Annotated in this window: 12 protein-coding genes; 10 read left to right on the forward strand and 2 right to left on the reverse strand. The window is 33.7% G+C overall.

The features are described 5' to 3' along the window. Positions 1-144: 144 nt before the first annotated feature. The 6 genes from ACYX4H_RS04625 to ACYX4H_RS04650 are packed head-to-tail and all read left to right on the forward strand — an operon-like array spanning position 145 to position 7,392. Positions 145-1,305 (forward strand): cytochrome P450, encoded by a 1,161-nt coding sequence (locus ACYX4H_RS04625; protein ID WP_476238033.1) that lies wholly within the window; start codon positions 145-147, stop codon positions 1,303-1,305. Between the two features lie 23 nt (positions 1,306-1,328). Beyond that, a complete protein-coding gene (locus ACYX4H_RS04630; protein WP_476238034.1) occupies positions 1,329-1,637 on the forward strand; it encodes a 2Fe-2S iron-sulfur cluster-binding protein in 309 nt (102 codons plus the stop codon). Between the two features lie 5 nt (positions 1,638-1,642). Continuing rightward, the gene (locus tag ACYX4H_RS04635; RefSeq protein ID WP_476238035.1) at positions 1,643-2,890 is read left to right on the forward strand and encodes an NAD(P)/FAD-dependent oxidoreductase; all 1,248 of its coding nucleotides are present in this window, start codon (positions 1,643-1,645) and stop codon (positions 2,888-2,890) included. A 16-nt stretch (positions 2,891-2,906) separates the two neighbouring features. Continuing rightward, positions 2,907-4,037, forward strand: a complete 1,131-nt coding sequence (locus ACYX4H_RS04640) for a zinc-binding dehydrogenase (protein ID WP_476238036.1) — start codon at positions 2,907-2,909, stop codon at positions 4,035-4,037. A gap of 33 nt (positions 4,038-4,070) precedes the next feature. Further along, positions 4,071-6,581: a glycoside hydrolase family 2 TIM barrel-domain containing protein gene (locus ACYX4H_RS04645; protein ID WP_476238038.1), complete on the forward strand. Its 2,511-nt coding sequence runs from the start codon at positions 4,071-4,073 to the stop codon at positions 6,579-6,581. Between the two features lie 10 nt (positions 6,582-6,591). After that, positions 6,592-7,392: an alpha/beta hydrolase gene (locus ACYX4H_RS04650; protein ID WP_476238039.1), complete on the forward strand. Its 801-nt coding sequence runs from the start codon at positions 6,592-6,594 to the stop codon at positions 7,390-7,392. A 4-nt stretch (positions 7,393-7,396) separates the two neighbouring features. On the opposite strand, the gene ACYX4H_RS04655 is transcribed toward ACYX4H_RS04650, so the two are convergent. Then, positions 7,397-7,747 (reverse strand): arsenate reductase family protein, encoded by a 351-nt coding sequence (locus ACYX4H_RS04655; protein WP_476238040.1) that lies wholly within the window; start codon positions 7,745-7,747, stop codon positions 7,397-7,399. Positions 7,748-7,819: 72 nt separating this feature from the next. Here ACYX4H_RS04655 and ACYX4H_RS04660 point away from each other — a divergent pair, with 72 nt between their 5' ends. Then, on the forward strand, positions 7,820-8,281 hold the full coding sequence (locus ACYX4H_RS04660; RefSeq protein WP_476238042.1) for a DinB family protein: 462 nt from the start codon (positions 7,820-7,822) through the stop codon (positions 8,279-8,281). 14 nt (positions 8,282-8,295) lie between these two features. Here ACYX4H_RS04660 and ACYX4H_RS04665 read toward each other — a convergent pair whose 3' ends face one another. Then, positions 8,296-9,045, reverse strand: coding sequence for a THC0290_0291 family protein (locus ACYX4H_RS04665; protein ID WP_476238631.1), 750 nt, complete (start codon positions 9,043-9,045; stop codon positions 8,296-8,298). A gap of 251 nt (positions 9,046-9,296) precedes the next feature. Between ACYX4H_RS04665 and gdhA the strand changes: the two genes are divergently transcribed. The 3 genes from gdhA (at position 9,297) to recO (ending at position 13,842) form a co-directional block, all read left to right on the forward strand. Next, a complete protein-coding gene (gene gdhA / locus ACYX4H_RS04670) occupies positions 9,297-10,640 on the forward strand; it encodes an NADP-specific glutamate dehydrogenase (protein WP_476238043.1) in 1,344 nt (447 codons plus the stop codon). 131 nt (positions 10,641-10,771) lie between these two features. Further along, the gene (gene porZ / locus ACYX4H_RS04675) at positions 10,772-13,123 is read left to right on the forward strand and encodes a type IX secretion system anionic LPS delivery protein PorZ (protein WP_476238044.1); all 2,352 of its coding nucleotides are present in this window, start codon (positions 10,772-10,774) and stop codon (positions 13,121-13,123) included. Further along, positions 13,123-13,842, forward strand: coding sequence for a DNA repair protein RecO (recO, locus tag ACYX4H_RS04680; protein ID WP_476238045.1), 720 nt, complete (start codon positions 13,123-13,125; stop codon positions 13,840-13,842). Before porZ ends, recO begins: the two co-directional genes overlap by 1 nt. Positions 13,843-13,844: the final 2 nt, after the last annotated feature.

Below are 13,844 nucleotides of genomic sequence, written 5' to 3' on the forward strand. Positions count from 1 at the left end.
AAATAGTTTACTTATTGAACAAAATAAGATAATTATCATATGTAATTAATGGCAATATTTGTATTCTAGAAAAATCTCTTTTTCTAAATTTAAAACACCCAAACACATAACCTTCTTAATAACAAATAGTTAAAAAGATAAAAAATGAAAAAAAGCACACTTCCTGATCCGTTTAAAGAAGCAAGAGAGACCAAAGGTATTGGTGAAATGAATGACCAAAACGATCCTGTAAAAATGGTTTTAGGTCATAAAGACGTGAGAAGATGTGCTCACAATTGGAAAACATTTCAGTCTGGCGGTGATGAAGTTGGGCGCATTGTTGTGCCTTCTGAAGTTCATATTAGAGACACACGTCAAATTCCTTTTGAAGTAGATCCGCCAAAGCACAAAAGCTACCGAGATTTGGTGGAATCTTGGTTTAAACGCCCTTTAGAAAAAGCTTACCAAAAAGCGTTAACCAAAATAATTGAGGGTGTTGTAGATGAAGCTTTAGAAAAACAAACCTTAGAAGTTGTTGAAGAATTTGCTTTAAAACTCCAATCTAGAGCTTTAACCCTTTTACTTAATATTCCTTTTGAAGAATCTGATTTATGGATTTCTTGGGGAACTCACGTCTTCAGAAGCGAAGACACTGCATTAGATGGCGATAAAGCCAATATTTTATATGATTATATAGATGCGCAAATAGATAAAGCTATTGCAAACCCAGGTGATGATTTATACTCTATTCTTTTAGCTTCTGAAGTTGATGGTAAAAAAATGACCAAAGAAGAAGTTAAAGGTGTGCTTATTTTAACATTTGCCGGTGGTAGAGATACTGTAATTAACGCCGTAACCAATTCCATCGCCTATTTTGCAGATCATCCAGAATCTTTGAAACGCTTACGTGATGAACCAGAAATAATGAATACAGCAATAGAAGAATTAATTCGTTATTTTTCGCCATTAACTCAAATGGGGCGTGTGGTAACAGAAGACACCCAAGTATGTGAACATGCTGCAAAAGCACAAAGCAGAATTTCTATGTGTTGGGCATCAGCTAACAGAGATGAACGTGTTTTTGAAAATGCTAATGAGGTGGTTTTAGACCGAAAAGTGAATCCTCATGTTGCATTTGGTTTCGGTACACATAACTGTTTAGGGGCTACCCATGCACGCCAAATAATGAAAATTTTATTAACCACACTTACCCAAAAAGTAGGTTCTATGGAAATACTAGATTGCAAAGAAAACATTGAAGATTTAGACGAGTTTAAACGTAAAGTAGGATTTGATAGCATTCAAGTAAAATTCAACAAACTATAAATAATACATTAAAAGAAGATAAAATGGCAAAAATAACATTCATAACAAACGACGGAAAATCAACTACAGTTGAAGGAACTTCTGGAAACCTAATGGAGCTTGCAGTTCAAAATAAAATTAAAGGAATTGATGGCGATTGCGGTGGTGTATGCTCATGCGCTACATGCCACGTACACGTTAAACCAGAACACTGGGATTTAACAGGTCCTGCAGATGAACTTGAAAATGATATGTTAGAATTTGATGATAATGTTAGCGAGTATAGCCGATTATCATGTCAAATTAAAGTTACTGAAGCCCTGGACGGTTTAGAATTAACTGTAGCTAAATAAATCTCATGACAACAACTAACAGTCAGGTATGTGTTGTTATTGGTGCGAGTCATGCAGGGGTGAATTTTGCTTTCAACCTTCGAAGAGAAGGTTGGGAAGGTAAAATTATTTTATATGATATAGATAAAGAATTTCCTTATCATCGTCCGCCACTTTCAAAAGCCTATTTAACTAGTGAAGAAGGCACTGAACAGAGTTTATTATTTCCAAAGGAAAACTACCAAACAGACAACATTACTTTAAAATTAGGCATTGCGGTAAAACATATTAATAGAGAGAATAAGTCTATTTCTCTAAGTGACGATTCTGTTCAAGCTTATGATAAATTAGTAATTGCTACAGGAGCAAGACCTTTCATTCCGCCAATAAAAGGCATTGATACTGCCAAAAACTTATTTCCAATGCGAACTGCAGAAGATGCAGTTAACATTAGAAAAGCTTTTAACGCTTCAGAAAAAAAACGCGTCGTAGTTATTGGTGGTGGTTATATTGGTTTAGAAACTGCAGCCTCACTAAAAAAACTAGGCGCTAATGTTGTTGTTTTAGAACGTGAAGAACGTATTCTTGCTAGAGTTACAGCACCAGTAATGTCTCAATTCTTTACTGAATTGCACCAATCTAATGGCGTTGCTATTAAAACCAGTAAAAATGTAATTTCAATTAATCAGCACAACGGATCTAACGTTGTTGTTTGTGATGATAATTCTAAATACGAAGCAGACCTTATTGTAGTAGGCGTTGGCATTAAAGTAAATACCGAATTAGCGCAAGAAGCTGGTTTAGATATAGAAAACGGCATTAAAGTTAATGAAACCGCAAGAACCAATGACGAACACATTTATTCGGTTGGAGATTGCACCTATCACTACAACCCGCATTATAAAACCAATGTAAGACTAGAATCTGTACAGAATGCCGTAGACCAAGCCAAAACAGCTGCAAAGGCCATTTGTGGTCAAGATGTAACGTATAACACTGTTCCTTGGTTTTGGTCAGACCAATTTGATGTAAAACTTCAAATGGTTGGACTTTCAAATGGTTACAATCAAATAGTTATAAGAAAAGAAGAAGTTAAAAACAGTTTTTCAACATGGTATTTTAAAGATGATGAGTTATTAGCTGTAGATGCTGTAAACTACCCAAAAGCATACATGCTAGGAACTCGTTTTATAAAATCCGGACAAAAACTTGACAAAACCAAGTTAGAAGATACATCAATTCCCTTTAAACCAAATAGCTTTTTAGCTGAATAAAAAATAAACCAAGATTATGAGTAAAGAAGATTTTATTATAAGTAAAGCCGCAGTTGCCCATACTGATGGAACTTTCACTATTGAAGAAACTAAAATTTACCCTCCTCAAGGTGATGAAGTATTAGTAAAGATTAAAGCAGCGGCTATTTGTCATACAGATCACGACTCGTTAACATGGGATATGCCAATTGTAATGGGACACGAAGGCGCAGGAATTGTAGAATCTATTGGACCAAACGTTACTAAAGTAGCCGTTGGTGACGAAGTGATTTTAAATTGGGCCACTCCTAAGTACGATAGTTTTCAATCTCAAATAGGAAATCAAAATATATGTGAGTGTAACTCGCCAGTTATGGCAAGTCATGCAGGCAAAATTTCTGGAGGACATCCAACTTTTGAATCAACTACTTTAAATGACAAGCCTATTGAGCGTTCGTTCAACCTAGGAACTTTTTCTGAATATGCACTAGTAAGATCTTCTGGAGTTGTAAAGAAAAACTCAAAAAAATTGTCCTTTGAAGCCGCTTCAACAATTAGTTGTGGTGTAATGACGGGCTGTGGTTCTGTATTCAACACTGCTAAACCAGAATGGGGAAGTTCTGTAGTAGTTCTAGGAACTGGAGGCGTTGGCCTAAATGTAGTGCAAGCCGCTAGAATTTCTGGAGCTGCAAAAATTATTGCTGTTGATATTAATGAGCAACGTCTTGAAATGGCAAAACAATTTGGAGCAACCGATATTATTTTGGCAGACAAAAATGACAAAGGATTATTAAACGCCGCTGAAATTGTAAAAGGCATGACCAATGGTAGAGGCGCAGATTATGCTTTTGAATGTACCGCTGTTCCTGCTTTAGGAGTCGCTCCTTTAGCAATGATTAGAAACGCTGGTACTGCAGTACAAGTAAGTGGAATTGAAGAAGAAATCATGGTAGATATGCGCCTGTTTGAGTGGGATAAAATATACATTAACCCTTTATACGGCGGCGCAAAACCTGATATTGACTTCCCAAAATTTGAAGCACTTTATGAAAAAGGCGATTTAATTCTAGAAGAAATGATTACACGCACCTATAAGTTAGAAGACCTTCAACAGGGGTTTGACGATATGCTTTCAGGTAAAAATGCCAAAGGAGTTATCACTTTTTAATTCATACAACAACTAAACAATTACAATATCAAAATGCTTAAGCACACCACAAAAATTCTTTCGTTTTTATTAATACTTTCGGTACTTCAAACCCAAAGTCAATCTAGGAGAATTACATTATTAAAAGATTGGAAATTCACTCAGTATGATGATGGGGCATCTTTTCAAGAAAACTTTAATGATTCAGATTGGAAAACTGTAGAGGTTCCGCATGATTGGGCAGCTGAAGGGGAATTTGACTTTGCAAATGATATTCAATTAACCATGGTAGTTCAAGATGGAGAAAGAGAAACTAAATTTCGTTGTGGTCGTTCTGGAGCATTACCTTATACCGGCGTAGGCTGGTACAGAACAACTTTCAACATAGAAGACACCAATAAAGTCTACGATTTGCTCTTTGATGGCGCCATGAGTCATGCTAAAGTATATGTTAATGGAACATATGTGGGCGGACGCCCAAACGGATATGTTTCCTTTCATTTTGATATCAGTTCTTTTCTTAAAAAAGGAAATAATACTCTAGCGGTGCGTTTAGAAAATTTCAATAGCCAATCTAGATGGTATCCAGGGGCAGGATTGTACCGTAAAGTGAGTTTAATTCAGAAGGAAAAAAATCATATTCCCACTTGGGGAACCTATGTTACAACTCCAATTGTTGAAAAAGGAAAAGTTGTTGTTCATGCTGAAATTACCATAGCTGGTGAAGGTGTAGTTTCTGTAAAAAATGAAATTATAGATGATAAAGGTGACATAGTTGCATCTAATACTCAAGAAGTTGATGCTTCTAAAACTAAAAAAGCAATTGCAGATTTGTCTTTAAAAAAGAAAAACATTGTTTTATGGGATTTGAAAAATCCTTATTTATACAAACTTAAAAGCACTATCATTACTAATGGCAAAGAAAGTGATGTAACCGAAACAGCTTTTGGTATTAGAACACTGGCTTTTGAATTAGACGGATTTTATTTGAATGGCAAAAAAACACGTTTCAATGGTGTGAACATGCATCATGATTTAGGTCCTACGGGAGCAGCTTTTTATCCAAACCTATTTAGAAGACAAATGTTAAAGATGAAAGAAATGGGTGTTAATGCCATTCGTTTCTCTCACAATCCACCTGCACCTGAAGCCTTAGATATTTGTGATGAATTAGGACTTTTAGCCATTGATGAAGCTTTTGATGAGTGGCAAATTGGAAAAGTAATTAATGGGTACTCTAACGATTTTGACAAATGGGCTGAAATAGATTTAACAGAGATGATATATAGAGACCGTAACCACCCATCAGTAATTATGTGGAGTATTGGTAACGAAATTTTAGAGCAATATAGAAATGACCCCAATAATATTACTGGTTATTTAAATGACATTGTAAAAAAAGTAGATACTACACGTGCTACTACCTGCGGATTTAATTCTCCTTTCAATGCATTAAAAAACGGTATGGCCTTTAAAGTTGATGTTGCTGGGTTTAACTATAAATCAGGCTCATATCATCTTTACCGTAAGAAATATCCAAATTTAAAGTTTTATGCAAGTGAAACTGGTGGAATGGTGAGTTTAAGAGACACATATAGATTTCCGGTGGTTTTTGATACTATTAGAGATAAAAGAGGTTTATCTTCTAACACATACACATACAAAGATGGTTACCCTGGCAATTATGAAACCACAGGTGTACGTTGGGGATATCCCGCTTACAAAGAGTTTGCTGCACAAGATGTAAATGATTTTGTATACGGTGAATTTGTTTGGACTGGTTATGATTATTTAGGAGAACCTTCTCCTTACCATTTCGCACAATCGCGTAGTTCTTATTTTGCACCAGTAGATTTCGTCGGGCTAGAAAAAGATAAGTTCTACCAATACAAAAGTCGTTGGAATCCAGAAGTAAAGACATTACATGCGTTCCCACATTGGTCTGACCCTGCTGAGAAAGGAACTACTTTCCCTGTGGTTTGTTATACGAATTATCCAAAAGCAGAATTGTTTGTTAATGGCGTTAGTAAAGGCATTAAAACCAGAGAAAAGTTAGACCCTTCATTATTCCAAAATACAAGTCTTGATACACATGGTTCAGGTGGTCCTTCTTATGGTTTAATGAAAGCTTATGCCATTGTATGGGAAAATATCACTTACCAACCCGGTGAAATAAAAGTTGTTGCCTATGACAAAAAAGGAAGGAAAACTGAAACACTGCGCTATGAAACGGCAAAACCAGCAGCTAAAATCACCATTACTCCAGAGGTGAAAACTATTGAAAAAGAGGAAGTAGCCGTGTACAGAATTACAGTAACAGATAGCGAAGGAAACTGGCAACCAAATTATGATAAGCTATTCCATATAGAAGTTTCAGGAGCTGGAAAATTCTTAGCTTCAGGAAATGGAGACCCAACTAACTTACAAAAATTAACAGGCCTAAAAAGAGATTTCTATAAAGGGAAAGCCGTTATTTTTGTAAAAGGGATTGAGAAAGGAAATATCAAAATTAATATAAAAAGTAAGGACTTTACGGCGGCAAATGCTGAAGTAGAAGTAAAATAAATTTTAAAATATGGCGTCAAGTTTTAAAACCATAGAATTATCAGATGTTCCTTTTGAATCTCAAGGACTTCGGTTTTTAACTATCAAAACACCTAATCTTCAAGGTAGAGGAGATATCTGTTTGTATGTTCCTAAAATAGATGAAGGTATAGATAATCTTCCTATTTACATATTACTTCATGGCGTTTATGGCAGTGCTTGGATTTGGGCTTTAAAAGGTGGCGCACATAAAGCTGCTGAAAAATTAATAAGTAACAAAACTATTGAACCTGCAATAATAGCAATGCCTTCAGATGGGCTTTGGGGAGATGGTTCTGCTTATTTTTCACACCATTCTAAAAACTTTGACAATTGGATTGTAGATGATGTAGTAACAGCTATAAAGGAAAATATTCCTCAAGCTAAAAATTCAACTTCAACCTGTATTGGCGGTTTGTCTATGGGAGGCTATGGTGCTTTAAGTTTAGGTGCTAAATTCCCTGAAAAATTTAAGGCCATATCAGGGCATAGTTCTATTACCAAATTAGAGCAAATGGCTCTTTTTGTTGAAGAGCCTCTAGAGGAATATACCAATAACAACAACTTACCAAATGTTATTGACTGTATTAAATTAAATCGAGATAAACTACCTAAATTAAGATTTGACTGTGGTATAAAAGATGAACTTATTGAACCAAACAGATTACTTCATAAGGAACTCACAGCATTAAATATTGATCATATTTACCAAGAGTTTGATGGCGGACATGAATGGCCCTATTGGATTAAGCATGTTGAAAAAACCCTAGAGTTTTTCAATAAACACAAATAAAAAACTAACTTAAAGCAGCTTTTACAGCTTCAACATTCTTTTTTGAATTTCCAATAAAAATTTGGTTATCAATAATGAACACAGGTCTGCTTAAAAACGTATAATGCTCTAAAATGTAGTTTTTAAAATCTCTTTCTTCTAAAGTTTGATCTTTTAAACCCATTTCTTTGTAAAGCTTTGAGCGTTTACTAAATAAAGCTTCATAACTGCCAGATAATTTTTTCATTGTCTCTAGCTGTGCTACTGTTATGGGTTCAGATTTAATATCTTGAAGTATAAATTCTGATGGAAGATTTAACTCTTTTAAAATTCTAGTACAAGTGTTACAAGTTTTTAAATAGTATACTTTTTTCATTTTATAAGCCTTATTTACAGCAAAAATACAGGCATTTATTTCATTTAAAACTATATTTACAAAAAAAACATCATGCAATTTCAATTTGACGTATTATTAAACGTAAGAAAAGCGTTAAAACAAATTTTAAATAACGCTTCTGAAATAGAGTTAAACAAAATACCTACAGGTTTTAACAACAATATTATTTGGAATATTGCACACCTTGTGGTTTCAGAACAACTGCTAATTAACAAACTATCTGGCTTACCTCTAACCGTTTCTGAAGATTTAATAAACGCTTACAAAAAAGGTACAAAACCAACCGGTAATGTTTCGCAAAAGGAAATTGATGTAATTAAAGACTTGCTTATAAGTTCTATTAAAAAATCTGAAGAAAATTATAAAGCAGGATTATTTAAAAATTACACAGAATATACAGTTTCAACTACAGATAACACCCTAAAAACTGTTGAAGATGCCTTAAATTTTGTGCTATTACATGAAGGTATTCACCTTGGTGTGGTTATGAGTTTACTTAAGCTAGTAAAGTAGTAATTTTATTAAATTTAGTCTAAGTAATAAATGTAGCCAACATTAAGCCAAACAAGCCAATCATTATATTTGTTGTAGCTAAGTTGATGATTTAAACCATCAACCCAATCATCAAAATAATATTGCCATCTTAGGTCTAACATTAAATCTGACAATTTACCAACTTTATATCTAAACCCTACACTGCTAACCATAGACCAAGCACTTCCTGGAGAAGCATCAACCGAACCCGGATCCCAGGCAGAATAAAAGTTTGTAGGATCTGTTACGTCACCAATTGCATCAGGATTTGGGTTAGCATAAGTTGTAGAAACCTCTGGCGTATAATATGTGTAATGAATGCCTAAACTAGCAAAAGGTGCTATCCTATAATCAAAAGCTTGAAACGCTCTTATACTTCTAGGAAAAAACTCTATTTGGGTACCTATATCTAAGTTTTTAGCATAACCTGTATGACCACGTAATTGATTAGCTTCGGGCGAGCTTTTACTTGGGTCTACCCATTCACCCAAATGTTCTAATTTGGTTTTATTCCAAGAAATTTCATTTCTTAATTTAAAATGGTCATTAAAATAGGTATCTGTTGTGTAGCAACTACAATCAGCACTGTAGGAAAAATTTAAATAATGAACTATACCAATACCAGTACCGCTATTACCAAAGTTAGTTTCAGATTCGTTTCTATTTCCATAGTCTGAGCGAAACTGCACAGGACCGGCAATAACACCTAATTCATGAGAGAAACCTAATTGAGCGCTTGCCATATCAAAAATAAAAAACAAGCAAAAAGCAGACGCTAAATGTTTAAAGTTAAGCATAATAAGGTTTCTTTTTTTGAGGCATTTATTATAACAAATATATAAAAACTCAATTAACATTCAAATATTTACAAATTTTACCAGTTACGCAAAAATATTTGTTATGAATTTCAAAAAAAATAAGCGTAATTTTTGCATAAAACGTATATTTGTCGCTATATATTATATTTTTTTTAAAATAGTTCAATTTTAAGCTTATGAAAAGTATTATTAATGAGTTTTTAGACCAAGTTAAGCAACGTAACCCACACGAGCCTGAATTTTTACAAGCAGTTGAAGAAGTTGCTGAAACGGTAATTCCTTATATAGTTGAACAAGATATTTACTATGGTAAAAATATTTTGTTAAGAATGGTTGAACCCGAGCGCGTAATTACTTTTAGAGTATGCTGGGTTGATGATGAAGGAGAAATTAGAGTAAACAGAGGTTATAGAGTTCAAATGAATTCGGCCATTGGCCCATATAAAGGCGGCCTTAGGTTTCACCCAACAGTAAACTTAAGCATTTTAAAGTTTTTAGCCTTTGAGCAGGTGTTTAAAAACAGTTTAACTACTCTGCCAATGGGTGGCGGAAAAGGTGGTAGTGATTTTGACCCCAAAGGAAAAAGCGACAATGAAATAATGCGCTTTTGTCACGCTTTTATGAATGAGCTGTTTAGACACATTGGCCATAACACCGATGTTCCTGCAGGAGATATTGGCGTAGGCTCTAGAGAAATAGGCTTCCTTTTTGGTATGTACAAAAAAATAAGCAATGGCTTTACAGGTGTATTAACAGGTAAGGGCATGTCTTGGGGCGGCTCTTTAATAAGACCAGAGGCCACAGGTTATGGCGCTGTGTATTTTGCTGAAAACATGTTAAAAACTAAAAACGATAGTTTTGAAGGCAAAAAAGTTATTATTTCAGGTTCTGGTAATGTTGCTCAATTTGCGGCAGAAAAAGTCCTGCAACTTGGTGGTAAAGTTTTAACACTATCAGATTCTTCGGGTTACATTTATGATGAAGAAGGAATTGACGAAGAAAAACTAAAATTTGTCATGCATTTAAAAAATGAAAAACGTGGCAGAATACATGAGTATTTAGAAAAATATCCTAATGCTAAATTTGAAAAAGGTAAAACCCCTTGGGAAGTTACTTGTGATATTGCCTTACCATGCGCCACACAAAATGAGTTGAATGAAAAAGATGCTAAAACATTATTAGAAAACGGCTGTATTTGCGTTAGTGAAGGTGCTAACATGCCATCTACAAAAGGTGCCATAGCAGCTTTCCATAAAGCCAAAATACTATTTGCACCCGGAAAAGCATCCAACGCAGGTGGTGTAGCAACTTCTGGTTTAGAAATGACACAAAACTCTTTAAGGTATAAATGGACTCGCGAAGAGGTTGATAATAAATTAAAAGATATTATGGAAGATATTCATAATTCATGTATAGAATACGGCAAAGATGAAAACGGCTATATAGATTACGTAAAAGGTGCCAATATTGCTGGTTTTGTTAAAGTTGCCGATGCTATGTTAGCTCAAGGTATTGTATAAACATACGGTATTAATATTTTAAGTTTAAAAACGCTTCTTAAATTAAGAAGCGTTTTTTTATTTAATTTATATCACTTTAAAGTTCAAAATCGTTTGTTAAATAAATATCTTTGAATTTTATACAACCTAACATGTTTAAGAATTTAGTTTTAACTACTTTTTTACTATTATTTTCACTAACCAATGCTCAAGATTTTTCAGCATCTTGGAATGGTTATTTTTCATACTACAACATAAATAAAGTAATTAGTGGTGGAGAGCATAAAATTTTTGCTGCTGCTGAAAATGCTGTTTTTAGTTTAGATACTCAATCCAATAATATTGAAGAATATACCACAATTAACGGTCTTTCAGGAGAAACCATATCCACAATTTATTACAGTGAAGCCTATGATTTACTCATAATTGGTTATAAAAACGGTTTAATTGAAATTGTTTTTAACAACGGAGATGATGTTTTATCGGTAGTTGACATTCTAGAAAAAACAACCATACCTCCTACTCAAAAAAAAATAAATAATTTTAATGAGCACGAAAATTTACTATACATAGCTACTAATTATGGTATTTCAGTTTTTAATTTAGAACGCTTAGAATTTGGAGACACTTATTTTATTGGAACCAACGGAAACCAAATTCCTGTTAATAGCACAACTATTCATAATAATTTTATTTATGCCGCATGTGCAGATAATAATGGTATTAAAAAGGTTGATTTAGCCAATTCTAATCTTATAAATTTTCAAAATTGGCAAACAATTACAACAGGCTCTTATTTATTTATTGAAAACACAAGCACAAAATTATATACGATTGGCAGTAATAGAAAAATTTTTGAAATAATTGCAGATGATAACCTAATTGAACGAGCTACCTACAGGAATACACCTTTAGATTTTAATTTTAATAATAACTTAGCGGTAACTACAGCAAACAATGTGTTTGTTTATGATGAAAATTTTAATGCTTTAGCCCAAGTAAACATTGAAACAGCCTTTAGTACCACATATACGTCTGCCACAACAAATAGTAATACAATATTCATTGGCACATCAAGTTTAGGCGTTTTAAAAACTAATTTTGAAACCCCCACTATTTTTGAAGAAGTACATCCTGACGGACCTTTAATAAATACGCCTTTTAGAATACAAGCAGACCCCACAGGCGTATGGGTAACTTTTGGTGAGCATGACATATTTTTCAACCCATACCCTTTAAATAGCCGAGGGTTTAGTCATTTAACCGAATCACAATGGTTAAACACCAAATTTGAAGACGTACTAGGTGCAAGATGCTTAAATACAATAACAATAAACCCATTTATTAACAACCAAGTATTTATAAGCTCTTTTTTTGATGGTATTTTAGAATTAAATGATGAAATACCAACCAATTTATTTGATGAAACTAACAGCTCTTTTGAAGATTTAGTATTAGCAAGTAACCCTAATTACATGGGTGATACCAGAGTTGGCTCATCGGCCTTTGATAATGATGGTGTTTTATGGATAATTAATAACAGAACCCAAGAACCCTTAAAAACATACAACCCAACAAATAACCAATGGGGTTCACATTCTTTTGCCGATATAAGCGCTACTGGTGGTAGTTCTGAAATAGGTTACGTTGATGTAATTGTTGATAATAATGACACCAAATGGGTAGGCGGTCATTACACAGGCGTTGTTGGCTATAATGAAAACTTACCTACTAAAATTAAAAATATAATTGACGAAGACAGAAACATGCCCTCAAACAGAGTATACGCATTAGCCCTCGACAAAAGAAATCAACTCTGGATTGGTACAGATAGAGGCTTACGCGTGCTATACAACACTGCTGGTTTTTTTGATGATGATAATATACAAGTTGACGAAATTATAATTGAAGAAGATGGCATTGCTAAAGAGCTTCTATTTCAGCAATTAATAACAGATATAAAAGTTGACGGCTCTAACAACAAGTGGATTGGAACAGCAGATTCTGGTCTGTTTTACTTTTCGCAAGATGGCCAAAATACCATTTATCATTTCACAAAAACCAACTCGCCTTTACCATCAAACACTATAAATGATATTTCGCTAGATAGCACTAATGGCATTGTTTACATAGCTACCAGCCGTGGTTTGGTGTCTTTTAAATCAGGTGGTTCAAGTCCGTTTAAAGATTTAACCAATGCTTATGCCTATCCTAATCCGGTGCGCCCAGGATTCAATATCGTTTCCGATAAGGTAAAAATTAAAGACATTTCAGAAAACGTAAACATTAAAATAACCGATATTGAAGGTAATTTGGTAGCCGAAGCTCAATCTAACATCAACCAAAGGCATCGTGGTTATAATTTAGAAATTGATGGTGGCACCGCCTACTGGAATGGTAAAAATCTTGCCAACAATCTTGTAGCATCGGGTGTCTATTTAATTATGTTGTCGGATTTAGATACCTTTGAAACAAACGTTATAAAACTAATGCTGGTTAGATAATGCTTGTTACCACAAACGCTATTGTTTTATCAAAAATTAAGTATAAAGATTATGACCTTATTGTAAAGTGTTACACAGCACAATTGGGTGTAATTAGCTTTATATTAAAAGGTGTTTTAAAAAATAAAAAAGGCCACAATAAAGTTGCTTACTTTCAATTATTATCGCAGCTGCAACTTAATTTTCAGCATAAAAACAACCGTAGTTTACACACCATAAAAGATGTTAAGCCACAAGTGCTATACAACAGTTTACACACCAATGTTGTAAAAGGCGCTATTGTTATGTTTTTAGCCGAAGTACTTTCAAATGTTTTACAAGAAGAAGAAGAAAACAAAAACCTTTATAGCTATATTGAAACTACCTTATTATGGCTAGATGAGCAAACACAATTTTCAAACTTTCATTTATTATTTTTATTAAAACTTACTAAATACTTAGGCTTTTACCCAGATGTTACCAACATACAACTACCCTATTTTAATTTATACGAAGGAAGCTTTTACGCAAAAAAAATTAACAACTATTGTGTGTCTGGTGATAATTTAACACTCTTAAAACAGCTATTAGGCACAACATTTGATGCACTTTCTTCAATTAAAATTAATGCCAACCAAAGACAATTGTTTTTAAATATGATTTTGCTGTATTTTGAACTACATTTGGGCAATTTTAAACAACCAAAATCTTTACAAATATTTAATCAAGTTTTTAAATAAAA

Source organism: Seonamhaeicola sp. ABD4_340, from assembly GCF_056312135.1.

Bases quoted from the DNA above. Each gene is read 5' to 3' on its own strand.
- ACYX4H_RS04625 (WP_476238033.1), top strand. From the start codon at position 145: ATGAAAAAAAGCACACTTCCTGATCCGTTTAAAGAAGCAAGAGAGACC.
- ACYX4H_RS04630 (WP_476238034.1), top strand. From the start codon at position 1,329: ATGGCAAAAATAACATTCATAACAAACGACGGAAAATCAACTACAGTT.
- ACYX4H_RS04635 (WP_476238035.1), top strand. From the start codon at position 1,643: ATGACAACAACTAACAGTCAGGTATGTGTTGTTATTGGTGCGAGTCAT.
- ACYX4H_RS04640 (WP_476238036.1), top strand. From the start codon at position 2,907: ATGAGTAAAGAAGATTTTATTATAAGTAAAGCCGCAGTTGCCCATACT.
- ACYX4H_RS04645 (WP_476238038.1), top strand. From the start codon at position 4,071: ATGCTTAAGCACACCACAAAAATTCTTTCGTTTTTATTAATACTTTCG.
- ACYX4H_RS04650 (WP_476238039.1), top strand. From the start codon at position 6,592: ATGGCGTCAAGTTTTAAAACCATAGAATTATCAGATGTTCCTTTTGAA.
- ACYX4H_RS04655 (WP_476238040.1), bottom strand. From the start codon at position 7,747: ATGAAAAAAGTATACTATTTAAAAACTTGTAACACTTGTACTAGAATT.
- ACYX4H_RS04660 (WP_476238042.1), top strand. From the start codon at position 7,820: ATGCAATTTCAATTTGACGTATTATTAAACGTAAGAAAAGCGTTAAAA.
- ACYX4H_RS04665 (WP_476238631.1), bottom strand. From the start codon at position 9,045: ATGGCAAGCGCTCAATTAGGTTTCTCTCATGAATTAGGTGTTATTGCC.
- gdhA (WP_476238043.1), top strand. From the start codon at position 9,297: ATGAAAAGTATTATTAATGAGTTTTTAGACCAAGTTAAGCAACGTAAC.
- porZ (WP_476238044.1), top strand. From the start codon at position 10,772: ATGTTTAAGAATTTAGTTTTAACTACTTTTTTACTATTATTTTCACTA.
- recO (WP_476238045.1), top strand. From the start codon at position 13,123: ATGCTTGTTACCACAAACGCTATTGTTTTATCAAAAATTAAGTATAAA.